Annotated in this window: 22 protein-coding genes; 8 read left to right on the top strand and 14 right to left on the bottom strand. The window is 64.9% G+C overall.

Annotated features, from left to right (window positions below; genetic code table 11):
• Positions 1-168: 168 nt before the first annotated feature.
• The gene (locus IVA79_RS27865; protein ID WP_247559070.1) at positions 169-1,443 is read right to left on the bottom strand and encodes a multidrug effflux MFS transporter; all 1,275 of its coding nucleotides are present in this window, start codon (positions 1,441-1,443) and stop codon (positions 169-171) included.
• Between the two features lie 328 nt (positions 1,444-1,771).
• Positions 1,772-3,598, bottom strand: coding sequence for an aminopeptidase P family protein (locus IVA79_RS27860; RefSeq protein WP_247559068.1), 1,827 nt, complete (start codon positions 3,596-3,598; stop codon positions 1,772-1,774).
• 186 nt (positions 3,599-3,784) lie between these two features.
• On the opposite strand from IVA79_RS27860, the gene IVA79_RS27855 reads away from it, so the two are divergent.
• Positions 3,785-3,964, top strand: a complete 180-nt coding sequence (locus IVA79_RS27855) for a hypothetical protein (RefSeq protein WP_247559066.1) — start codon at positions 3,785-3,787, stop codon at positions 3,962-3,964.
• Between the two features lie 146 nt (positions 3,965-4,110).
• Here IVA79_RS27855 and IVA79_RS27850 read toward each other — a convergent pair whose 3' ends face one another.
• Entirely contained in the window at positions 4,111-4,998 is an 888-nt protein-coding gene (locus IVA79_RS27850) for a 50S ribosomal protein L11 methyltransferase (RefSeq protein WP_247559064.1), read from the bottom strand.
• 155 nt (positions 4,999-5,153) lie between these two features.
• On the opposite strand from IVA79_RS27850, the gene IVA79_RS27845 reads away from it, so the two are divergent.
• Positions 5,154-5,318, top strand: a complete 165-nt coding sequence (locus IVA79_RS27845; protein WP_247559062.1) for a Flp family type IVb pilin — start codon at positions 5,154-5,156, stop codon at positions 5,316-5,318.
• Between the two features lie 284 nt (positions 5,319-5,602).
• Here the strand turns inward: IVA79_RS27845 and IVA79_RS27840 are convergent, their stop codons facing one another.
• Positions 5,603-7,213, bottom strand: a complete 1,611-nt coding sequence (locus IVA79_RS27840; RefSeq protein ID WP_247559060.1) for an NAD(P)/FAD-dependent oxidoreductase — start codon at positions 7,211-7,213, stop codon at positions 5,603-5,605.
• Positions 7,214-7,449: 236 nt separating this feature from the next.
• On the opposite strand from IVA79_RS27840, the gene IVA79_RS27835 reads away from it, so the two are divergent.
• Complete coding sequence (locus tag IVA79_RS27835) at positions 7,450-9,729, top strand: fused MFS/spermidine synthase (RefSeq protein WP_247559058.1); 2,280 nt, start codon at positions 7,450-7,452, stop codon at positions 9,727-9,729.
• A gap of 145 nt (positions 9,730-9,874) precedes the next feature.
• Here the strand turns inward: IVA79_RS27835 and IVA79_RS27830 are convergent, their stop codons facing one another.
• Positions 9,875-10,858: a glycerophosphodiester phosphodiesterase gene (locus tag IVA79_RS27830; protein WP_247559056.1), complete on the bottom strand. Its 984-nt coding sequence runs from the start codon at positions 10,856-10,858 to the stop codon at positions 9,875-9,877.
• Between the two features lie 61 nt (positions 10,859-10,919).
• Positions 10,920-11,717, bottom strand: coding sequence for a L,D-transpeptidase (locus tag IVA79_RS27825; protein WP_247559054.1), 798 nt, complete (start codon positions 11,715-11,717; stop codon positions 10,920-10,922).
• Between the two features lie 353 nt (positions 11,718-12,070).
• On the opposite strand from IVA79_RS27825, the gene IVA79_RS27820 reads away from it, so the two are divergent.
• Positions 12,071-12,397 (top strand): hypothetical protein, encoded by a 327-nt coding sequence (locus IVA79_RS27820; protein ID WP_247559052.1) that lies wholly within the window; start codon positions 12,071-12,073, stop codon positions 12,395-12,397.
• A 54-nt stretch (positions 12,398-12,451) separates the two neighbouring features.
• On the opposite strand, the gene IVA79_RS27815 is transcribed toward IVA79_RS27820, so the two are convergent.
• Both IVA79_RS27815 and IVA79_RS27810 read right to left on the bottom strand, forming a co-directional pair.
• Entirely contained in the window at positions 12,452-13,213 is a 762-nt protein-coding gene (locus IVA79_RS27815) for an ABC transporter permease (RefSeq protein ID WP_247559050.1), read from the bottom strand.
• A complete protein-coding gene (locus tag IVA79_RS27810) occupies positions 13,210-14,133 on the bottom strand; it encodes an ABC transporter ATP-binding protein (RefSeq protein ID WP_247559048.1) in 924 nt (307 codons plus the stop codon). Before IVA79_RS27810 ends, IVA79_RS27815 begins: the two co-directional genes overlap by 4 nt.
• A gap of 288 nt (positions 14,134-14,421) precedes the next feature.
• Here IVA79_RS27810 and IVA79_RS27805 point away from each other — a divergent pair, with 288 nt between their 5' ends.
• The gene (locus IVA79_RS27805) at positions 14,422-15,138 is read left to right on the top strand and encodes a hypothetical protein (RefSeq protein WP_247559046.1); all 717 of its coding nucleotides are present in this window, start codon (positions 14,422-14,424) and stop codon (positions 15,136-15,138) included.
• Between the two features lie 100 nt (positions 15,139-15,238).
• The gene (locus IVA79_RS27800) at positions 15,239-16,180 is read left to right on the top strand and encodes a LysM peptidoglycan-binding domain-containing protein (protein ID WP_247559044.1); all 942 of its coding nucleotides are present in this window, start codon (positions 15,239-15,241) and stop codon (positions 16,178-16,180) included.
• Between the two features lie 39 nt (positions 16,181-16,219).
• Here IVA79_RS27800 and IVA79_RS27795 read toward each other — a convergent pair whose 3' ends face one another.
• On the bottom strand, positions 16,220-17,293 hold the full coding sequence (locus tag IVA79_RS27795) for a tartrate dehydrogenase (RefSeq protein WP_247559041.1): 1,074 nt from the start codon (positions 17,291-17,293) through the stop codon (positions 16,220-16,222).
• 148 nt (positions 17,294-17,441) lie between these two features.
• Here IVA79_RS27795 and IVA79_RS27790 point away from each other — a divergent pair, with 148 nt between their 5' ends.
• Together IVA79_RS27790 and IVA79_RS27785 are read left to right on the top strand one after the other, a co-directional pair.
• The gene (locus tag IVA79_RS27790; protein ID WP_247559039.1) at positions 17,442-18,359 is read left to right on the top strand and encodes a LysR substrate-binding domain-containing protein; all 918 of its coding nucleotides are present in this window, start codon (positions 17,442-17,444) and stop codon (positions 18,357-18,359) included.
• Positions 18,360-18,395: 36 nt separating this feature from the next.
• A complete protein-coding gene (locus IVA79_RS27785; protein WP_247559037.1) occupies positions 18,396-19,220 on the top strand; it encodes an aspartate dehydrogenase in 825 nt (274 codons plus the stop codon).
• A 4-nt stretch (positions 19,221-19,224) separates the two neighbouring features.
• On the opposite strand, the gene IVA79_RS27780 is transcribed toward IVA79_RS27785, so the two are convergent.
• The 5 genes from IVA79_RS27780 to IVA79_RS27760 form a co-directional block, all read right to left on the bottom strand.
• On the bottom strand, positions 19,225-20,529 hold the full coding sequence (locus IVA79_RS27780) for a sorbosone dehydrogenase family protein (protein WP_247559035.1): 1,305 nt from the start codon (positions 20,527-20,529) through the stop codon (positions 19,225-19,227).
• A 140-nt stretch (positions 20,530-20,669) separates the two neighbouring features.
• Entirely contained in the window at positions 20,670-20,879 is a 210-nt protein-coding gene (locus IVA79_RS27775) for a hypothetical protein (RefSeq protein WP_247559033.1), read from the bottom strand.
• A 165-nt stretch (positions 20,880-21,044) separates the two neighbouring features.
• Positions 21,045-21,671: an isoprenylcysteine carboxylmethyltransferase family protein gene (locus tag IVA79_RS27770; RefSeq protein WP_247559031.1), complete on the bottom strand. Its 627-nt coding sequence runs from the start codon at positions 21,669-21,671 to the stop codon at positions 21,045-21,047.
• A gap of 27 nt (positions 21,672-21,698) precedes the next feature.
• On the bottom strand, positions 21,699-22,730 hold the full coding sequence (locus IVA79_RS27765; protein WP_247559028.1) for an NAD-dependent epimerase/dehydratase family protein: 1,032 nt from the start codon (positions 22,728-22,730) through the stop codon (positions 21,699-21,701).
• 28 nt (positions 22,731-22,758) lie between these two features.
• Entirely contained in the window at positions 22,759-23,277 is a 519-nt protein-coding gene (locus IVA79_RS27760; protein WP_249816213.1) for an Mpo1-like protein, read from the bottom strand.
• Between the last annotated feature and the right edge of the window lie 36 nt (positions 23,278-23,313).

Below are 23,313 nucleotides of genomic sequence, written 5' to 3'. Positions count from 1 at the left end.
CAATCAAACCCGCAGACACTCGGCCATCGGCTATATCAGCCCGGTCGAGATGGAGCTAAAATCGGCTTGATCCATGTCCACTTTTTTGGGGGAAGATCAGACTTTGTCCGCGGTGACAGTCTGGATTGCTTCGCTACGCTCGCATGACGGGGGAGGCGGCGTGCTCCCTCACATCATCCCGGTCTCTTCCTCTTCCGCCTGCTCGATCAGCTTCTCGCTGACCACGACTTCGCGGCGGGGGACGACGAAGAACATCATGCAGGCGCAGAGCAGCGAGATGGCGACGACGGCCGAGGTCAGCGGCAGCGTCGTTGCGGAGTGGCCGCCGAGATAGGCGCCGAATTGCGACATCAGCGCGCCGATCCCCTGTTGCAGAAAGCCCATGGCGCCCGATGCGGTGCCGGCGGCTTCGGGGCGGATGCTGATCGCGCCGGCCGCGGAATTCGCCATCACGAAGGCATTGCCGACCATCACGATCATCTGCGTACCGAAAAGCCAGGCGGGCGTTTCGTTCCAGCCGGTAAAACTCCACAGCAGGTTCAACAGGCTGCCGGCAAGCTGGAGCGCGAGCCCGAACCAGATCAGCTTTGCCAGGGAGTGCCGCGGCGCAAAGCGCACGCAGAGCAGATTGCCGATCAGAAACGCAAAGCCCGAGGTCGCAAACCAGGCGCCGTATTCGGCGCTGGTCCGGCCCATCTGCGTCACGACGATGTAGGGGCCGCCGCCGGCGAACGTGAAGATGATCTGCGAGGCCAGCACCTGGCACATCACATAGCCGACGAAGGCGCGGTTACGGATCAGGATGCCGATGTCGCCACGGAAGCCGCTGCCGGCGGCGCGGCTGCGGCGCGTTTCGGGCAGCGCCAGCGCAATGCCGACGGCGACAATAATCGCGGCGAGCGTGATGGCGTAGAAGATCGCGCGCCAGCCGAACGCGGTCTCGATCAGGCCGCCGGTGAGCGGCGAAACCATCTGGCCGATCATCAGCGCAGCGACCACGAGACTGATCATCGACGCGACGCGATCGCGCTCATAGATGTCGCGGATGATGGCGCGGCTGATCACCATGCCGGAGGCGCCGCCGAGCGCCTGGAAGAAGCGCGCGGCAATCAATTGCGGCAAGGTCTCGGCGAAGATGCAGGCGATGCTCGCCGCGACCATCAGCGCAAGGCCTCCAAGCAGCACCGGGCGCCGGCCGAACTTGTCCGACAACGGCCCCATGATGAGCTGCGACAGCGCGATGCCGACCATGTAGAGCGACACCGTCATCTGCGCGATCGAGATGTCGCGCCCGAACGTCGTCGCCAGCACGGGCAGCGCCGGAACCAGGATGTAGAGCGAGATCGGCGCAACGCCGGTCATCACGACCAGCAGCAGCAAAACCCCGCGCGAGGTCGCAAGGTTGGTTGCCGCTTTCGGCGGCTTGCTGATCATGCCATGCATAAATGTCCGTCTTTCCGAGTTCGATTCGACTGTAGCGCGCTCGCGCAAGACGGATATCGACGTTTCGGAATGCGGCTATACGGATTCCGGGATGGTTATGAGAGAGGGTCTGCTTGCGCGGACATGACAGTGGTGGTGAGGAAACAGTCTGTAGATGGGCAAAGACGCGCCCGTTGCGCGGCGCGCCCACCGTTGCTGCCGCAGCGTCGCAATAGATCGTGGGCACGCCTCCGCCTGCGCTCTTCGAGCTGCGGCGGATGCTTTGCCCACCCTACGGAGCGGAGTGTTGGGTGAGGTTGCACGCAACACGATGCAGCCATGCACCGCGCTACGTCAGCTCCGCCGTCGCCTGATCGAGCCACGCCTTGGTCGCCTCATCGAGCGCCGGCCCGACCTCGGCGCGGACGCGCGCATGGTACGCGTTCAGCCAGGCGAGTTCATCGCGGCTCAGCATCGCGACATCGATCAGCCGGCGGTCGATCGGTGCCAAGGTCAGCGTCTCGAACGCGTTCATCGGCTTCTCGGCGCCCTTGATGTCGGCGGCGACGACCAGCTCGAGATTCTCGATGCGGATGCCGAAGCCGTCGGTCTTGTAGTAGCCGGGCTCGTTGGAGAGGATCATGCCGCGCTTCAGCGGCGTGGTCCCGAGCTTGGAGATCCGCGCCGGCCCTTCGTGCACCGAGAGATAGCTGCCGACGCCGTGACCGGTGCCGTGCTCGAAATCGACGCCGGCGGCCCAGAGATATTGCCGCGCCAGCGTGTCGAGCTGCGCGCCCGTGGTGCCGTCTGGAAAGATCGCGCGCGCAATCGCGATATGGCCGCGCAGCACGCGGGTGAAGCGGTCGCGCATCTCGTCCGTCGGCTCGCCCACGGCCATGGTGCGCGTAACGTCAGTGGTGCCGTCTTCATATTGCGCGCCGGAATCGATCAGCAGGAGATCGCCGGGCGCGATCCGCCGGTTGCTCTTGCGGGTGACGCGGTAGTGCACGATGGCGCCGTTCGGGCCGGTGCCGGAGATGGTTGGGAACGAGACGTCCTTCAGCGCGCCGGTGTCGCGGCGAAACGTCTCCAGCGTCTCGACCGCGTCGATCTCGGTGAGCTTGCCGCTTGGCGCTTCCCGGTCGATCCATGCGAGGAAGCGCGCCAGTGCCACGGCGTCACGCACATGGGCCGTCTTGGTGCCCTTGATCTCGGTTGCGTTCTTGACAGCTTTGAGCAGTGCAATCGGATCGCTGCCGCGCACCGGCTTGCCGCCGGCGCCCGCGATCAGCCGGCTGAGTGCGTCGGCCGCGGTGGCGTTGTCGAGCGCGATCGCCGCGCCGCTCTTGGCCAGCGCCATCAGCGTCGGCGCCATCGCGTCCGGCTCGCGCACGTCGGCGGACTGCTCGAGATGGTCGCGCGTGAGGTTGGAGAGCTTGCGATGGTCGATGAAGATGGTGGGACGCCCGTCCTTCGGCACCAGCGCGTAGGACAGCGGCAGCGGGGTATGGGCGACGTCGGCGCCGCGGATGTTGAAGGTCCAGGCGACCGCGTGGCTGTCGGACAAAACCAGCGCATCGACGCCGAGCTTGCCGATCTCGCTTCTGATCTGCGTCAGCTTCTCGGCTTCAGTGACGCCGGCATTTTGCAATCCGTGCACGATGACGGGGGCGAGCGGCGGCTGCGGGCGGTCCTGCCAGATCGCGTCGACCGGATTGCTGTCGACGGCAACCAGCTCGGCACCGGCCTTGGCGCACGCGACGGACAGCCGTTCGGCTGCCGCAAAAGTGTGCAACCACGGATCAAATCCAAGGCGGTCGCCGGCTTTCAGATGCGCCGACACCCAGCTCTCCGGCGGCGGATCGATCAGCGATTCCACCGCCCAGGCCTTCGCATCGACCTGCTTGGCGGCCTGAAGCGTGTAGCGGCCGTCGACGAATACCGCGGCCTCCTGGGTCAGAACCACCGCGAATCCTGCCGAGCCCGTGAAACCGGTCAGCCAGGCCAGTCGCTCTTCCGACGGCGGCACATACTCATTCTGCTGCTGATCGGCGCGTGGAATGACGAAGCCGGTCAGCTTGCGGCGGGCGAGTTCTTCGCGAAGTGCGGCGAGCCGTGCGGTCAATGCGACGCCCGCCTCCGGCTCCTCGAATGTCTGATAGTGTGCTTCGAACATGGTGGATCACTTTAGGATCATGGGGACGAGTCCGCAATCTGGGCGCATTTGCGTCGCATCTGGCATGGACCGTGCTTGAAATGGTTCCACTCGAGTCGAGTGGAGTAAGGATGCGGCAGTCGCGCTTTGTCCGGATAACAGGGAAATTCGAGCAGGTGGTTCATCTCAACGACGAGGGGACACACGATGCCAGCGTTCACGTTTGAAAAGATCTCGCCGCCGGCGCGCCGTAGCCCGACTGCGTCGGTACCGCAGAAGCCACGCAGCGTCATCAGCCAGATGATCGACCGCATCGCCGAGCGACGTGCAAGGCGCACCTTGCAAGTCGAGCGCGCGGCGCGCCGCGACGAGAAGCCGGCGGAGTAGCGGCATCGATGATGCCGTAAGGTGGGCAAAGGCGCGAAGCGCCGTGCCCACCATCTCTCTCGGTCGCAAAAAGTGCGTGGGCTCGCTTCCGCCTTCGCTCTGCGAGCTATGGCGGACAAGCCGCTTTGCCCACCCTACGGCCTCGCTTAGGCGACCTTCCGCAGCAACAGACTGCTCCATCCCTCGATCCGCAGATGCTTCACTGGCACGAGGCCGCGCGCGCGGTAGGCGGCGATCACGGCGGAGGCCTGGTGCGTCAGCAGGCCGGAGAGGATGACTCGGCCACCGGGGGCGAGATGCCGCGCCATCGAGCCCGCCAATTGCCGCAAGGGGTTGGCCAGGATGTTGGCCAGCACCAGGTCGAATGGACCGGCCTTTCCAAAATCCGGTGCGGCGAAGCCGGTGGCGCGGATCACCCGCACTTGGTTGCCAACTTCATTCAGCGAGGCATTCTCGGCCGCCACCCGTACCGACGGCGGGTCGATGTCGGAGGCGAGCACGTGACGGTGCAACGCTTTCGCCGCGGCGATCGCCAGCACGCCTGTCCCGGTGCCGAGGTCGAGCAGGTTCCGGGGACGGGAGCTCTTCAGGACATGGTCAAGCAGCAGTAAACAGCCGCGGGTGGTGCCGTGGTGACCGGTGCCGAAGGCGAGCGCCGCCTCGATCTCAATCCTGAGCTTGTTCGCCGCCACCCGGTCGCGGTCGTGGCTGCCGTGCACGACGAAACGACCGGCCGGCACCGGGACGAGGTCTTCCAGGCTGGCCTTGACCCAGTCCTTGGCCTCCATCGTGTCGAAGATGAGGGTCTCGGCAATCTCATTTCCTGCCGAAGTTACAACGAGTTCGCGCAGAAGCGCCTGGTCCGGCGCCTCGGCGAAATGCAGTGTGACGTCCCATTGTCCGTCCGGCCGCTCGAAGGCGGCGACCGCCGCATCGCCCTCGAAAAACACCTCGGTGAGCACGTCGACGACGCGCTTGGCCTCGGCCTCACTGCCGGTCGAAAAGCTGGCGCGATGGGTCGGAGAAGGCTGCATTCATGGGTCCGTTGGGTTCAATTTTTGGAACTTTTGTTCCCGATTTATCGCATAACTTGCGGTTGCCCAGTTAACTGAGGCGTAGGTTGTGCCCCGTAGATTTCCGGGTGTTGAATTAATCCAACACATCTTGAAATTGAAACGGAGGCGAAGTCTTGAAAAGCATCTTTCAGAAGTTCTGGTCGGATGAGTCCGGTGCAACCGCGATCGAGTACGGTCTGATTGCAGCGGGTATCGCTCTGGCGATTATCACCGTGGTGAACAGCCTGGGCGTCACCCTGAACGAGAAGTTCACTTCGATTAGCACCTCCTTGAAGTAATTTCCGCCTCCATTTCCCAGCGGGGGGCTGTTTTTCTTCTGAGGCTATTCCTGATCACCGCCCGCAGGGGGTTTCCCCCTCGCGGGCGAGGTCGTTTTCGGCGAGCACTTTCGATATTCACAAATTGTCCGCTGCTTGCCCGGTCGCTATCCACCCGGTTTTCCCGCAATTGTCCCGGCCATTATCCACCGGTTTTCCCCGGGACTCTATCGAGGTTCTGGTCCAAAGCATCCTCGGCCTGTCCACAGGCCATTCAACAGCCCGTCCACAAGAGATTCAAAGGCCTATCCACGGTTTCCGAACAGGGACCGGTGATCCCGCAAGATCACCTGCGCGGCGTTATGGCCGGGCGCGCCGGTAACGCCACCGCCGGGATGGGCGCCCGAGCCGCAATGGTAGAGGCCCCTCAACGGCCCGCGATAATCGGCATGGCCCAGCATCGGCCGCGCCGAGAACAGCTGGTTCAAGGTCAGCGCACCGTGGAAGATGTCGCCGCCGAGCAGGCCGAACTGCCGTTCGAGATCGAGCGGGGACAGGATCTGGCGGCCCAGCACGCTCGCCGCAAAACCCGGCGCGTATTGATCCACCGTCGCGATCATGAGGTCGGCGACCTCGTCGCGATGGTCGTCCCACGACTTTCCGTCGGGAAGGTCTGGCGCGACATGCTGGCAGAACAGGCTCGCGACATGCTTTCCAGCGGGCGCCAGCGTATCGTCGAGCGTCGAGGGGATCAGCATCTCGACGACGGGCGAACGGCTCCAGCCCAGCGCCCGCGCATCGAGATAGGCGCGGTCCATGTAAGGAAGGCTCGGCGCCAGGATGATGCCGGAGGTGAGATGATCGCCTTCGCCCGGCAGCGCCGTGAAGGAGGGCAGGCGGTCCAATGCCACGTTCATGCGGAAGGTGCCGGAGCCGTTCTTCCAGTGCCGGATGCGCGCGAGGAAGTCCGCAGGCAGGGCATCGGCGGCGACCAGCCTCGTGTAGAGCAGCTTTGGATTGGCATTGGCCGCGACATATTTGGCGCGGATGGTTGAGCCGTTCTCCAGCACGATTCCGACGGCGCGATCGCGTTCGACGATGATCTCGCGCACGCCCGCGTCGGTGTCGATCACGACGCCGCGGTCGCGTGCCGCGCGCGCCATCGCCTGCGTGATCGCGCCCATGCCGCCAATGGCATGGCCCCAGACACCCTTCTTGCCGTTCACCTCGCCGAAGGCGTGATGCAGCATCACATAGGCCGAGCCGCCGGCGTAGGGGCTGGCATAGTTGCCGACGATGGCGTCGAAGCCGAACAGCGCCTTGACCAGATCATGCTCGAAGCGCTCATCCAGCATCTCGCCGGCCGAGCGGGTGAAGAGATCGAGCAGGCTGCGGCTCTGTTCCATGGTGAGGCCGCGCAGGATGTTGGCGGTCCTCCAGGCGTTGAGGCCTTCGCGGACGGCCGCCGTGCCAAAGCCATCGACGAGGTTCGGCGGCGCGCGCAGCACGAACTGCCTGAGCACGTCGGCGATGTCTTCCAGCTCGCGTGAAAATCCGTCGAGCGCGGCCGCGTCATGTGCACTCAGCCGCGCGACTGATGCCTTCGTCCGTCCCTCGCCGGTGAGGAGATAGCTGGCGTCTGGCGCGGGCAGAAAATTCTGGGCGCGCCGTTCGACGATCCGCAGGCCCAGTTCGGTGAGCTTGAGGTCACGGATCACCTGCGGATTGAGCAGGCTCACGGTGTAGGCCGCGACCGAATTGCGGAATCCTGGGTGAAACTCCTCCGTGACCGCGGCACCGCCGACCACCTTGCGGCGCTCGACCACATGCACGCGCAGGCCGGCCATCGCGAGATAGGCCGCGCAGGTGAGGCCGTTATGGCCAGCGCCGATGATGACGACGTCGGTTTCGCTCATGATCAGTTCAAGTCCAATCCACCGTCATTCCGGGCGTGCGGAGCGCGACTACGGTGCGGGGCCGCACCGGAGAATCCAGAGGTTCCGGGTTCGATGCTTCGCATCGCCGCGGAACGACATCTGTATATCAGGCATTTCTCGCGGCAGCATCACGAGACCCTTTATTGCCCGTTCAGGCGCCTTATGCTCCATTGCGCGCGTCCGGCGCCCGCCGGGGAATGTTTGCCGGAGCGCTCATGGATTCGATCGTGCAACCCGCCGCCACGGAGCAGCCATCTTCGTCGCGCAACCGGCTGCTGCTGACGGTCTACACCGCGGCTATCTTCGTCAGCGCGCTGCTGTTGTTCTCGGTGCAGCCGCTGTTCACGAAGATGGTGCTGCCGCGGCTCGGCGGCTCGCCGGCGGTGTGGTCGGTGGCGATGGTGTTCTTCCAGTCGCTGCTGCTGGCGGGCTATGCCTATGCGCATCTGCTGATGCAGGCGAAGCGTCGCATCGTTCCGGTCGCGGTGCATCTGGTGCTGCTGATCGCAGCCTTCGCCACGCTGCCGCTCGGAATCGCCTCCGCCTATGGCGAGCCGCCAGCTTCCGGCTATGCGTTCTGGCTGCTCGGCCTGTTCGTGGTCTCGATCGGCCTGCCGTTCTTTGCGCTCGCCGCCAACAATCCGCTGCTGCAGGCCTGGTTCGTCCGCACCGGCCATCCCGCCGGACACGATCCCTACTTCCTCTACGCCTCCTCCAACATCGGCAGCTTCCTCGCGCTGCTGTCTTACCCGTTCCTGCTGGAGCCGATGTTCACGCTGCACACGCAGAACCGGTTCTGGACCGCCGGCTACGGCCTGCTGATCCTGCTGATCGGCGCCTGCGGTGCGCTGTTGTTGCGCTCGCCGAAGCTGGCCGAGGTCGATGCGCGCGCCGAGGATGCGCATGCACCAGCGCCGGGCTTCGTCACGCGGCTGCGCTGGATCTTCCTCGCCGCAGTGCCGTCGGGCCTGCTCATCGCGGTGACCGCGCACATCTCCACCGACGTCGCAGCGGCGCCGCTGCTCTGGGTGCTGCCGCTGTCGCTGTATCTGCTCACCTGGGTGGTGGTGTTCCAGTCGCGGCCGCTGTTGCCGCACAAATGGATGCTGATGCTGCAGCCGGTCGCGATCGCGGGCGTCGTCGTCCTGCTGGCGTTCGGCGGCGAGCAGAACCTGCTGCTGACGCTCGGCGGTCACCAGCTCTGCTTCTTCGTCATCGCCATGGCCTGCCATGGCGAGTTGGCGCGGACCCGGCCGGCCGCCAAATATCTCACCGGCTTCTATGTCGCGCTGTCGTTCGGCGGCATGGTCGGCGGCCTGTTCGCGGGGCTCCTCGCGCCGTTCACCTTCTCGTGGATCGCCGAATATCCGATCCTGATTGCGCTCGCGGCATTGTGCCGGCCGGTTGCAAACGAGCGGCTGGCGGGCATCGTCAAATGGTATTGGCTCGCACTCGCCGCGCTCGCAATGGCGCTCATTGTGCCGTCCACCACCACGGGCAGCCTCTCGACCTGGTTCGAAGATCACCGCGTCTGGGTCGCCGGCAGTGTCGGCGTGCTCGCAGCGCTGCTCGCACTGGCGCTCAATGCCGGGCGCTGGAAGATTTTTGCGACCGTCGCGCTCGCGCTGGCGTTGATCCGGGTCTATCCGGCGGACGAGGGCCGCGTCACGACGGTGCGCAGCTTCTTCGGCGTGCACAAGATCGTGGTGACGCCGGGCGGCTATTTCCATGTGCTGATGCACGGCACCACCATCCACGGCGCCGAGCGCTTCCGCAACAATGATGGCACGCCGGTCGCCGGCCGGCCCGAGCCGATAACCTATTATCACAAGGATGGCGGCATCGGTCAGGCCGTCAGCGCGATCCGCGAGCGCAAGGGCGCAGCCCTCAAGGTCGCCGCGATCGGTGTCGGATCGGGCACGCTCGCCTGTGCTGCCGCGCCTGGCGAGGACTGGAAATTTTTCGAGATCGACCAGTCGATGGTCGATGCCGCGCGCGATCCCAAAAATTTCCGCTATATCTCGAGCTGCATGCCGGACATGAGACCGGTGATCGGCGATGCGCGCCTCACCTTCGCCAAGGAGCCCGACGGTGCCTACGACCTCATCATCGTCGATGCCTATTCGTCGGATGCGATCCCGATTCATCTCGCCACCGAAGAGGCGATGAGTATCTACAAGGACAAGCTCGCGCCGCACGGCGCAGTGGTGATGCACGTCTCCAACCGTCACCTCGATCTCGAGACCGTCGTGGTCGGCATTGCGGATGCCAACGATCTCAAGAGCTGGGTCTTCAACGAGGATTCCGGGCGAGATGGTGACTACATCTTCTCGACCGACGTCGTCATCTCCGCGCGCGAGGAGGCCGACATCGGCCGGCTCGCCGCCTCCAAATCATGGGAGCAGACCGAAGCCGACGACAGGGCGCGGGTCTGGACCGACGACTATTCCAACATCCTGGGCGCGCTATATCGGCGCTTGCGGGACGGGGAGTAGGGCGCAAGCGCGGAGACTTGTGCCCCGGACGCTGCGCAGCACGAAGTGATGGGCTGCAGAGCCGGGGCCCATTCCGCGGCAGTCTGGGTCCCTGCTCTGCGGAGCAGCGTTGCAAGCTGCACCGTGTCCGGGACACGAGACCGTCTTACGGCTCGACCGGCGTTCCCGCCGGCAACGCAATTCCCTTCTCGCCCGCGACGGCTCTCAACAGGTCCGGCCTGTCCGAGATAATGCCATCGACGCCGAGCTCGATCATCCGCGCCATATCTTCGCGCTTGTTGACGGTCCACACCACCACGCGCAATCCGAGGCCGTGGGCCTCCGAGATGAACGCGGCGGTCACATCGCCGAAATAGGGCGACCAGATCGCACCGCCCGCCGCCTTGATCGTCCGCGGCAGCGAAGCGCCGTGATCGGCCGGGCTGAAGCCTGCCGTCCAGTTGGTGGCCTTGTCCGGCGCCACAGTCTGGCCTGAGCCGCGCTGGAGCGTCAGGTACACCGTCGGTATCTTCGGAGTCTGCTGCTGGACGAGCTGCAAGGTTCTCCAGTCGAAGGACTGGATCATGACCCTGTCGGAAAACCCTTCGGTCTCGATCAGCCCCAGCAGCTTCGTGACGAAGGCTTGCGGATCGAGCGTCTCGTCCGGACGGTTCGGGTCGATCTTGGTTTCGATATTGAAGCGGACACGCGAGTTGCCGGACTTCCGCACCAGCGCGAACAGCTCGCTCAAGGTCGGAATGCGCGTCCCCGGCACGGCACGCTGGTCGGGGAATTGTTTGGCATAGGCGCTGTCCGGCCGGATCTGGCCGACGTCAAAGGTCCTGATCTCGTCCAGTCGCAGTTTTACCAAGGGCGCGCCTGGGGGAGTGATGTAAGCGCCGCCGGCGCTGCGTGCGAGATCAGGATTGAGCCCGCGCTCATGCGAGATGACGACCTCGCCGTCCGCGGTGACGCCGACGTCGAGCTCCAGCGTGTCCACGCCCATCGACAGCGCGTTGGCGAAGGCCGGCAGGCTGTTTTCCGGCAACAGGGCCCGGCCGCCGCGATGCGCCTCGAGGTCGAATCCCATGGCTTGTCCCGCGATCAGAATCGAGAACAAGGTCACAACGGTCGCGGCACGTGATGGCATGGTGCCTCGAAGGGACATCTGCTGCTCGTGCTGGTCGGCGGGGCGGTCGGTGATGACCGCGTCAGTTCTGATAGTAATAGCCGCGCGGCTGATAAACCTGCCGGGTCTGCGGCTGATGATAATAGCCCTGCTGGTCGTAGCCTTGATTGTAATATTGCTGCGGCTGCGGCTGATACACTTGGGCGTCATAGAGCGGGCGGCCCGCCGAGCGCGGCGCCGGATAGCGCGCACCGGTGTCGCTGCCGTCGGCAGGATAGATGTAGTTGTCGTCCTGCGGCATGTAGCGGCGGGCAGGCTGCTGCGGCGGTGTCAGGTTCACGGGAGCACCCGTGGTGGCGTATTGCTCCTCAGTGGGCTGCTGCGGAGCCCGCGCCACCGCGTTGACGTTGCGGCCACGCGGATTGCGGGCCAGCGCCACCTGCGCCGAGCCGGTCAGCGTCACCGTGGTGTTGAGCACGCCTTGCTGCTGCACCAGCGCATAGAGCGTCGAGGCATTCTGGCGCGACAGCCGCACGCAGCCATGGGAGGCGGGCGAGCCGAGGCGGCCAACCGAGTCCGTGCCGTGGATGGCGTGACCTACTTTGGTGAAGAAGATCGCGTGCGGCATCGGCGCGTCGTCGAACTCCTTGGAGTAGTGATCCTCTTCCATGCGGAAGGCGCGGAAGCCGCCGTTCGGCGTCTCGCGCGAGGGGATGCCGGTCGACACCGGCCAATGATAGCGCGCGACGCCGTCGATCGCGACGGTCATCTGCTGATTGTCCTTGTCGACGGTGATCTCGACCTTGGCCTGCGCGGTGCCCGCGCCCAGAAGCATCAGCGATGTGAAAGCAATGAAGAATGAACGCATCTGGAAACGCATTTGAATTCTGGCCTCCGGCCTGTTCACGCTAGGCGCCGCGGCTCTCCGTCCCCGGCGTGCAATATGCCTGCAATCCGGCTTTCGTTCCAGCGGCCTGCCGGCCCATCGTTAACGTGATGCGGGGCGTAAGCAAGGCCGCTTTGTGCCGCCTAGCTTGCGGCGGCGCTGACATTTTCGCGAGCCGAAGGTGCGTTTACAACGCCGACAATTCGTCACAAAGGCGCAACCATCTGGCTGCTCCGGGCGTTAGTGATGGCCTGCCTCGACAGGCCGCTTTTACCGCCATCCACCCCGCTAATTTTACCGCCATCCACCCCGCTAATCCCCCTTGCTCCTTGCCTCTGGGACCGAAGATGAACAAAGCCCGTCTCGCCGCCGCGCCATTGCCGGGCAGTTTGCCCTGCCGCCTGCTGTTCGCAGCTGCTGCCCTCGTGCTCGCGCTGTTGTCACTGCCGCAAGCCGGCCACGCCCAGGGCATCGTGCGCGGCGCCCAGGAAGGCTCCTATGAAGGCAACCGGATCGCCGGTCCCGTGGGCGGCGCAGTCGGAGGCGTCGTCGGTGCCGGTGTCGGCGGCGCCGTAGGCGCAGTCGAGGGTGTGCTCGGCATTCCCCACCGTCATTACCGCCACCGCTGCCGCGGGTACTATGACGGGTATCACCGCTTCCATTGCTATCGGTGAGCAGTCGTGTAGCCCGGATTTCGCTGATGCTCCATCCGAGCTACGGCGCGCCCATCAATTCTTCAGCCGATAACCCGTCCTGAAAATCCACCAGATCACGACCAGGCAGACCACCAGGAACGCCACCGTCATGCCGATGCTGACGGACACGCTGACGTCAGCGATCTCGTAGAAGCTCCAGCGGAAGCCGGAGATCAGATAGACGACCGGATTGAGCAGCGCCACCGTGCGCCAGGTGGGCGGCAGCATGTCGATGGAATAGAAGCTGCCGCCGAGGAAGGTCAGCGGCGTCACCACCAGCATCGGGATCATTTGCAGCTTCTCGAAGCCGTCGGCCCAGATGCCGATGATGAAACCGAACAGGCTGAACGTCACCGCCGTCAGCACCAGGAAGGTCAGCATCCAGACCGGATGTTGGATGTGCAATGGAACGAAAAGCCCGGCGGTGGCGAGGATGATCAGGCCGAGGATGATCGATTTGGTCGCGGCGGCGCCGACATAGCCGAGCACGATCTCGAAATAGGAGATCGGCGCCGACAGGATCTCGTAGATCGTACCGGTGAATTTCGGAAAGTAGATGCCGAACGAAGCGTTGGCGATGCTCTGGGTCAGCACCGAGAGCATGATCAGGCCCGGCACGATGAAGGTGCCGTAGCTGACGCCCTCGACCTGGCTGATGCGCGAGCCGATCGCGGCGCCGAACACCACGAAATAGAGCGAGGTCGAGACCACGGGCGAGACGATGCTTTGCAGCAGCGTGCGCCAGGTGCGCGCCATTTCGAACAGATAGATGGCGCGGATGGCGCGGTGATTCATGACGTCCTCACGAGATCGACGAAGATGTCCTCGAGCGACGATTGGGTCGTGTCGAGGTCGTTGAAGCGGATGCCGGCGGTTCGGAGATCGCCGAGCAGGCTGGTGATGCCGGTGCGCTCGCCCTTGGTATCGTAATCGTAGACCAGCGTCGTGCCGGCATCGCAGAGCTCGAGTTCGTAATCCTTGAGGCTCTCCGGCAGCGCAGCGAGCTTGCCCTGCAGATGCAGCGTCAGCCGCTTCTTGCCGAGCTTCTGCATCAAGGTTGTCTTGTCCTCGATCAGCACGATCTCGCCCTTGTTGATGACGCCGATGCGGTCGGCCATCTCCTCGGCTTCCTCGATGTAGTGCGTGGTGAGAATGATGGTGACGCCGGACTGCTGCAGTGTGCGTACCACCTCCCACATGCCCTTGCGCAGCTCGACGTCGACGCCGGCGGTCGGCTCGTCCAAAAACAAGATCTGCGGCTCGTGCGACAGCGCTTTCGCGATCATCACGCGGCGCTTCATGCCGCCGGAGAGCGTGATGATCTTGTTGTCCTTCTTGTCCCACAGCGAGAGGTCCTTCAGCACCTTCTCGATGTGGGCAGGATTCTTCGGCTTGCCGAACAGGCCGCGGGAGAAGCTCACGGTCGCCCACACGCTTTCGAAGGCGTCGGTGTGCAATTCCTGCGGCACGAGGCCGATCAGCGAGCGCGCTTTGCGGTAGGAGGTCTGGATGTCCTCGCCGCCGACGAGGACGCGGCCTTCGCTGGGATTGGCGATGCCGCAGATGATCGAGATCAGCGTGGTCTTGCCGGCGCCGTTCGGGCCGAGCAGTGCGAAGATTTCGCCGCGCTTGATATCGAGATTGACGTTCTTGAGCGCCTTGAAGCCGGACCCATAGGTCTTCGACAGATTGGCGACGGAGATGATGGAGGACATGAATGGCCGTAAGGCTGAGGGGCAAAGGCTGGGGAGGGAAGCTGGAACCTGCCGGAAGGGCGGTCAGCGGAGCTCCTGAGATAGGAATGCTGTTGTCGACCCGCAATTCCCCGGAGGAAAATCGTCTCAAAACAGGCTCTTCGGTGGCAGGCTTCGGGCAAGTGTTGCGCGATGGTCACGGGTTGTGGCTAAGATTACCGTTCACGTGCCTCTTTGTTGCGTCTGCGAGCAGGCCGTGGCTACGATTCCGGCCAATCGCAAAGCGTATTGTCCCCAGGGAATAGATCAATGAGACCGAACGGCCGTCACACCGCCGGCGCCAGCCAGTTGTCCGCCCTCCGCGTGTGGGCGATGTGCCTGCTCCTGCTGTCAGCTATTGCCATCAACCCGACCACCGCCAAGGCCGCGCCCAGCCAGGCCGCGGCCGCGACCACGCATGTCTATCTGCTCCGCGGCGTGCTCAACATCTTCTCGCTCGGGCTCGACACGATCGGCGCCCGGCTCCAGGCGCAGGGCGTCCCGGTGACCGTCGCCAACTTCGTCTCCTGGTCCTCGCTCGCCGACGAAGCCGCGACCGCCTACAAGGCCGGCCGACTCAAGACCATCGTCCTGGTCGGCCATTCCTCTGGCGCCACCGCGCTGCCCGACATGATCGCCAAGCTCAACCAGCTCGGCGTGCCCGTGAAGCTCGCGATCGGCCTCGACTCCGTGTTCAAGACCAAGCTCTCGACCGGCGCCGAGCGCTACATCAACATCTATATCGGCGACGGTCCGGGCGAGCCGGTGCGCGCTGCGGCGGGCCTGCGCGGCAAGCTCGACAATGTCGACGTGCGCGGCACCGGCGTCGGGCACGTCTCGATCGACAAGAACGAGGCGATCCAGCGCCGCGTCATCGCCGAGATCAATGCCGCGATCTTGCGCTCGCGCGCCCCGGCGCCGGTTGCCGAACCCGGCGCACCGCGTCCCGCGCGCGCAGCGGCGGCGACGGCTCCGGCAAGAAATTGAGCCAGGTCGATAGCAAGCTTGGCGCCGCAAAATCCGCCAAATCCGCGGTCATGAAGCCCCGGGGGAGGCCATTGCCTCCCGTGGTGGGACTGCTGGACTGATGATTGATCTGAGGCGACTCGTCGCGCTGGCAGCCATTGCGCTGCTCGTCCTGAGCCCCGGCCTGGCCACTGCCTCACCCGCCAAGTCGAAGCCCGCTGCGACTGTACAGGCTGCGCCGGCGCCTCCACCGTTCGAGCCGTTGCCGCCGCCGAAAATATACCTGTTCCGCGGCGCCATGGGACCGATCTTCTCGACCGGCATGGACCGGCTCAGCGAGAAGCTGACGCAGGCCGGCTTCTCCGCCGACGTCTATGAATTCACGCTGTGCCAACTGATCGGCAAACGCGCGATTTCCAGCTACAAGGAAACCCCGGCGCCCATCGTGCTGATCGGCCACTCCATGGGCGGGCTGTGCTCGATCGTCATCTCCGAGATGGCGGCCAAGGAGAACATCCCGATCAGCCTCGTCATCGCCATCGATCCCGCGCATGCGACCGGCGACGTGCCGCTCAATGTCGAACGCTTCATCAACATCTTCCTGTCCGACAGCGTGCTCGGCGGCGGGGACGTCGTCGCGGTCCCCGGCTTTCGCGGCCATTACGCGAGCTATGACTTGAAGGAAAACGCGCGCGTCTCGCACATCAACATCGAGAAGTCCGACGACATCCATCGCCAGATCGTCGCGATGGTGACGCAGCTTCCGCGCATTCCGCCGCAGACCCAGGCCGATGCCGTGCCGCTGCGCTATCTCGTGCCTGCGGATACGTTGGTTGAATTGTGGGACTCCGGTGTGCGAGTTCCGGTGCGGCGCGGCGACACCATGGAGAGCATCGCCACCGCCAATCGCGTGCCGCTGTGGACGCTCGCGCAGAGCAATTCGCTTGCGGAGAACGCCCAGCTCACGCCGGGGCAGACCATCATCGTCCCGCGGCATCTAGCGCCGCCCGAGCCTGCGGCCGCGATGGCGGCGCCGCCGGCCGCTCCGGCGCGGCGGAAGTAGTTACTTCGCCTCTCCGCGCAAGCGAGGAGAGGCAGAGAGCTACACATTCGACCCGTGGATCGCCTCGATCACGGCATCGGTCACTTCCTTCGTCGTCGCCTTGCCGCCGACATCGGGCGTCAGCACGCCGGCGGCGCAGACGCGCTCGACGGCCTTCATCAGCCTTGAGGCGGCATCCTTCTCGCCGAGATGCTCGAGCATCTGCGCGCCGGTCCAGAAGGTCGCGACCGGATTGGCGATGCCCTTGCCGGTGATGTCGAAGGCCGAGCCATGGATCGGCTCGAACATCGAGGGGAAGCGGCGCTGCGGATCGATATTGCCGGTCGGCGCCACGCCGAGGCTGCCGGCCAGTGCGCCGGCGAGGTCGGACAGGATGTCGGCGTGGAGGTTGGTCGCGACGATGGTGTCGAGGCTCTTCGGATGCAGTGTCATGCGCACCGTCATGGCGTCGACCAGCATCTTGTCCCAAGTGACATCAGGGAATTCGGTCGCGACCTCGGCCGCGATCTCGTCCCACATCACCATGCCGTGGCGCTGCGCGTTCGACTTGGTCACCACGGTCAGGAGTTTGCGCGGGCGCGACTGCGCGAGCTGGAACGCATAGCGCATGATGCGGGTGACGCCGACGCGGGTGAACACGGCGACTTCGGTGCCGACCTCTTCCGGCAGGCCCTTGTGGGCGCGGCCACCCATGCCGGCATATTCGCCTTCCGAGTTCTCGCGCACGATCACCCAGTCGAGATCGCCGACGCCGACATTGCGCAGCGGCGAGGCCACGCCCGGCAATATCTTGGTCGGGCGCACATTGGCGTATTGGTCAAAACCCTGGCAGATCGGCAGCCGCAGACCCCACAGCGTGATGTGGTCGGGCACGTCAGGTGCGCCGACCGCGCCGAAATAGATCGCGTCGAACTTCTTGAGCTCAGCGAGGCCGTCGGCCGGCATCATCACGCCGTGCTTCTTGTAATAGTCCGAACCCCAGTCGAACGTCCTGATGGTGAATGCGAGGTCGCCGCTGCGTTTTGCTACCGCCTCCAGCACGCGCAGGCCGGCTGAGATCACCTCGGGGCCGATGCCGTCGGCGGGAATGGCTGCGATCGAATGGGTGCGCATGGGGAGGCTCCGTGTGAGAGATCGCGCCAGCCTGTCGGGCCGTCTGCGTTGCCGGCGAGTCTAGACGGGAGTGCAGGTCAGACTCAATTGACGTTGGTTTATACAAAAAAATGATATAATCATCGTGGCGCGGGACGAGAGGATACGAATGGAATTGCATCAGCTTCGATGCTTCGTGGCGGCGGCCGAGCAGTTGCATTTTGGCCGCGCGGCGCAGCATCTCCAGATGCTGCCCTCCGCGCTCGGCCGCCAGATCAGGCTCCTGGAGGAGGATCTGGGCACGCGGCTGTTTGCGCGGACGACGCGTGCGGTGTCGCTGACGGAAGACGGCGCGACGCTATTGCGCGATGCGCGCGCCATCCTCGCCCGTGTCGAGGCGGTCGAGAGCAATCTGCGCAATCGCTCGCGCGCGGGGGCTGCTCGAAAACTCCGGGTCGGCGCCATCGACAGTGCCGCGGCCGGGCTGTTGCCGGCGCTCTTGCGCGACTTCCGCGCAAAACATCCTGACATCGCGGTGCAGCTTCTCGAGGACAAGACCGTCCGGCTGCTGCCAAAGATTTTGACCGGCGCGCTCGATCTCGCCTTTGTTCGGCCGCCCGCCAGTGCGGACAAGCGGCTCGAATTCCGCGATCTGCTCCAGGAGACCGCGATTGTGGCATTCCCGCAGCGGCATGCGCTGGCCAAGAGGACGTCGATCACGCTGGCCGAGATCGCCGACGAGGCCATGCTGGTGCCGGACCGCCGCTCGCGGCCGCACAGCCACGATCTCACGATGAAGCTGTTCGAGCAGGCCGGGTTGACGCCGCGCATCGTGCAGGTCGCCGACGAGAAGCAGACCATCATCAATCTGGTCGCAACGAAGCTCGGAATCGCAATCGTGCCGCGCTGGACGACACGAATGGCCGTGACAGGCGTACGCTTCGTACCGCTCCGGCCGAAGCAGAGCGGCCCCGTCGGCCGCCTACCGCTCGCCGCCGCCTGGCTGCGCGGCTCGCGCGATCCGGCTCGCGATGCCTTGCTGGCGGTGCTCGAGGCGCGCCTGCGCAGCTATGCGCGGGAAGCGTGACGGTTTAAGACACTAGCCCAAACAGAGGGGAATGCGATGACGGATCAAAGGTCAAAGAGCGAACTGCGGGTAGCCGTTGCTGGGTTAGGCTCGATCGGCACCAAGATCGCAACCGCGCTCGATCAAGGCATCGAGGGCCTGTCGCTCTCGGCCGTGGCCGTGCGTGATCCCGCCAAGCATCAGACCTTTCTCAGCGGCCTGCGTCGCCCGCCGCAAATCCTGCCGATCGAGCAGCTCGGCGAGGCCGCCGACATGGTGGTCGAATGCGCGCCGAGCCATCATCTGCGCTCCATCGTCGAGCCGGCGGTGAAGCGCGGCAAGGCCGCGGTCGTGGTCAGCGTCGGCGGTCTGCTCGACAATTTCGATCTGGTCGATCTCGCCCGCGCCAATGGTGGCCGCATCATCGTGCCGACAGGCGCGCTGATCGGGCTCGATGCCGTCAATGCCGCCGCGGTCGGTACCATCCATTCGGTGAAGATGGTGACGCGTAAGCCGATCGACGGGCTCAAGGGTGCGCCGTTCATCGTCGCGAACAACATCGACATCGACAATCTGCGCGAGCCGCTCAAGCTGTTCGAGGGCAGCGCGCGCGAAGCGGCGAAGGGTTTTCCGGCGAATGTCAACGTCGCCGTTGCGCTGTCGCTGGCGGGCATAGGGCCCGATCGTACCCAGATCCAGGTCTGGGCGGACCCGACCGTGACACGCAACGTTCACCGCATCGAGATCGAGGCGGATTCGGCGCGGTTCTCGATGGCAATCGAGAACATCCCGTCCGAAAATCCAAAGACAGGGATCATCACCGCGCTGTCCGTCATCGCGCTGCTGCGCAAGCAGCGCGCGACGCTCTGCGTCGGGACGTGAACTCTTAAACGCCCGTCACCCGCCAGATCACGTTGCCGACGTCGTCGGCCATCAGCAGCGACTTCTTGTCCGGACCGATCACGACGCCGACCGGGCGGCCATAGGATTCCTTCTCGTCCGGGGACAGGAAGCCCGACAGGATGTCGCGACCGGGGCCGGAGGGCTTGCCGTTGTCGAACGGGACGAACACCAGCTTATAGCCGGACAGCTTGCTGCGATTCCACGAGCCGTGCTGGCCGATCACCATGCCGTCTCCGAAACCGGGCAGGGTGCCCGCCGGCATCCAGCACAGGCCGAGCGAAGCGGTGTGGCCGCCGAGCGCGTAGTCCGGTTGAATCGCCTTGGCGACCATCGCCGGATCCTGCGGCACGCGGTCGTCCACCGTCTTGCCCCAGTAGCAATAGGGCCAGCCGTAGAAGCCGCCGTCGCGCACCGAGGTGAGATAATCCGGCGGTGTCTCGTCGCCGAGTCCGTCGCGCTCGTTGACGACGGTCCAGAGCACGTTCGTGTTGGGCTCCCAGGCAAGGCCCACCGGATTGCGCAGGCCGGCGCCGAAGATGCGATGCGTGCCGGCGACGAGGTCGAGCTCGTACACCGCCGCGCGGCCTTCTTCGACCTCCATGCCCATCTCGGCGATGTTGCTGAGCGAGCCGACACCGGCATAGAGCTTCTTGCCGTCGGGGCTTGCGAGCAGGCTGCGCGTCCAGTGCCCGCTAGGCTTGAACGTCGTGAGCCGCTTGCCCGGTGCCGTGATCCGGTCGGCGCCCGCGGCATAGGGAAACGCCATCACGCCGTCGGTGTTGCCGACATAGAAGGTGTCGCCGACCAGCGCCATGCCGAACGGCTGGCTGAGGTTCTCCATGAAGGCGCCGCTGACTTCGGCGACGCCGTCGCCGTCCTTGTCGCGCAGCAGCGTGATGCGGTTGGCGGACACGCCGAGCGCGGCGGCGCGCCGCATCGTCGCCTGCATCGCATAGTGAAACACGGACCTCGGTGCGCCCGCGATCTGCGTCGCTTCCGCGATCAGCACGTCGCCGTTCGGCAGCACCTCGATCCAGCGCGGATGATCGAGACCGGCCGCGAACGCATTGACCTTGAGCCCGGGCGCGGTCGTCGGCTTCTGTCCCTCGCTCCAGCCGCGCGCGGTCGGCATCTTCAGCGTCGGGATCGCGCCTTGCGGCTTTGCTTCGGGGATGGTGGGCTTGTCTCCCCAGGCCGGCGCGGGCTCGGTGCCCGTCAGCTTCCGCCATTGCAGCGCGATGCCGCCGAGGACTGCGACGAACTGCGCGAAGATGCTGGAAAAGGTCATGAGGAGCCCCTGTTTGCGCGCGCATCCAACTGGCTGACGGGGTCCGCGTCAACCTGTGCGGCGCGCCCGCGGGGCCTATTCCCGTGGAATGGCAGCCGATCGAATTTGCATGGGACGAGCGCCGGCGGGCTTGGCCCGGATCAACGGCGGATCTGCCGCTCCAGCCGCCGCGCCGCGCGAAAATCGTCGAGATGATGGAGGTTCGGCGTCAGCGCGGCCTCCTTGGACAAGAGATGATAGACCCGCGCCACCGTGCGCTGCTTCTGCCTCGGCCGTCCAGGCGGCAACGTCCGCGCCTTGCGAACGGCAGCAATCGCGTGCTCGCGAAAATAATCGTAGGCATCCGACATGGCTCGATGCTCTGCGGCTAGTTGCAGGTCGAGGGGCTAACGGGTCGGACGAGGGGCGGTTCCTTCGGCAAGATTTCGTAGCCCGGATGAGCGAAGCGATATCCGGGGCGACCGGTCCCGCATGTCGCTTTGCTCAGGCGGGCTACAGGTCTCGCGCTCGGGCCCTTAGCGCGGCGACAGGAACGGAATGATCATCGGCACGCGGCGGCAATAGGCGCCGTAGGCGTCCTCGCCGAGTTCCTTCGACAAGAACACCTCTTCCATCCGCCCCTTCTGCCACATGCCGAGCGAGATCAGGATCGCGCCGAGGATCGTCGTCACGAGGCCGATCGCAACGCCGGTTACCAGCATGCCGAAGATCAGCCCCGTGTAGATGGGGTGGCGCACGATGCCGTAAGGCCCGGTGTCGACGACGCGGTGGTCTTCCTTGTGGGTGATGGTGTTGGACCAGAATTTTCCGAGATGCAGCCGGCCCCACCAGGCGAAGGCAATGCCGGCGGCCGAGAGGACCGCGGCGATGGTGATGCCGGTGTTGCCGAGCACCCAGAGCGGCTTCGAGCCCAGGATCTCCGCAATCCACGGCGTGTACAGGATGCCGCCGACCAGGATCGGCAGGCGATAGCGCTGCGACTCCAGCGTCATAACCTGCTTCTTCGTTCGCCCCTGCCAGAACGATGCACCGACCCAGCTGGTGAGAAAGGCGAGCCAGAGCAGGGCCAGGAGTTCGGTCGGCCAGGTCGTGGTCCAACCACCCCAGGCGACAGAGAGAAGCTTGCTGAAATCGAAGGACATGAAGGTTCTTTGCGTTGGGCGGCGGCTTCAGCTCGCGCGCGAGGTGAGCGCGTGATGCTTGATGGCACCGGAGGCTTGCTGACCGTTGCGGGCGAGCAGATGGGTGATGGTTTCGCGCAAGACAGGCTCGATCGGGCGCGGCGAATAGCCGAGCTCGGTGCGCGCCTTGCCGATCGAGAGGTCGCTGGCGGCGAGCGCGATGCGCACGCCCTCGGCGGTGCCGTTGGGCGGCCGGCGCGTGACATGATCGGAGATGTATTCGAGCATGATCGCGGAGAGCTCGGCGATCCTGCCGGGGACAACGACCGGATATTGCCTGCGGCCGCTCATCGCCGACATCATCCGCAGGATGTTGCCGAGCGGAACGCAATCGCCGCCGAGGATGTAGCGCTGGCCGAGGCGGCCGCGCTCCATGGTCAGCACCAGGCCCATAGCCACGTCGCGCACATCGACGAGGTTGACCAGGAAGTTGAGATGCGGCTGCACTTTCTTCTGGAGGAAGTACCAGAGCATCGCGGTCGGCGGCGTCAGATTGTGGTCGGCGGCACCGATCGGCATGGTCGGCGTGCCGATCACGAGCGGAAAGCCGTTGGCCGCTGCCTTGGCGGCATGATGCTCGGCGAGCGACTTCGACCGCGTATAGGCGCCCGGCATCGCATCGGCCGGCTGCAGCGCCTCTTCGGCGGGAACGCCTTTGAGATCGGAATAGGGGAACAGGATCGATTCCGTCGAGCAGTGCAAAAAGCGCGACACACCGCGCTTCATTGCGGCCGCGAGCACGATCTCGGTGCCTCGGCAATTGACCTCGTGAAAATCTTGCTTGTTGGCGACCCACATGCCGGGCAGGCCAGCGAGGTGATAGACCTGATCGACTCCGGCGATCGCAGCATCGACCGCGGCGCCATCCAGCACCGAGCCGTGGACATGTTCAACGTCCGTGTTCGCCGCAGCCGGCGCACGGACGTCGAGAACACGCACCCGCTGCCCACGGGCGCGGAGCGCTTCTACGAGATGATGTCCGATGAAGCCACTGCCACCGGTAACCAGGACGAGAGCCATGCAGAAGGTTGCTGTTTCGCTTCTAGAGCTATCGGGTTGAAAGGGAATTGGTCGGAAGAGGCGCCAGAATCGCGGCAAGGTCGCGACGGAAGCCCAATGCAATGAATAATTTTGCCATCACGAACATCGGTCCAAGCAAAAGATGCGAAGGAAAAGTGAACAACGAGGCTTCGCGGCCCTCAAAAACCTTGTGGCCGATGGCCTGCGCGGCGAGGCCGAGCGCCACCAGCGCGGCGAAAATCGCCCACATCGTCGCGATGCTGACTTGCGCCGCAATGCTCGCCGCAACCGAAAACAGCACGATCGAGACGGCCAGAATGCCGGTCCCGAGCGCCACGTCGAGCAGCAGCCAATAGATCAGAACCGGCAAGGCCAGGATCACCGCCAGGCTGACATCGAAACCGAATAGCGGAAGCCTGACCAGCGTCAGCGGCAGCACGGCGCCGGTGAACAACAGAAGGATACCGACCACATGCATCGCCGTGTTCCGGGGGTCGCGATGGTACTCGACATAAACGGCAAGTTGGCGCTGAAAATAGCCACCCATTTCGGTCTCATGCGGCACGGGGTCAGGAAGGGCGAA

The organism is Bradyrhizobium sp. 138 (assembly GCF_023074075.1).
Taxonomy (GTDB): Bacteria; Pseudomonadota; Alphaproteobacteria; order Rhizobiales; family Xanthobacteraceae; genus Bradyrhizobium.
This window is presented reverse-complemented; position numbering and strand designations above follow the sequence as displayed.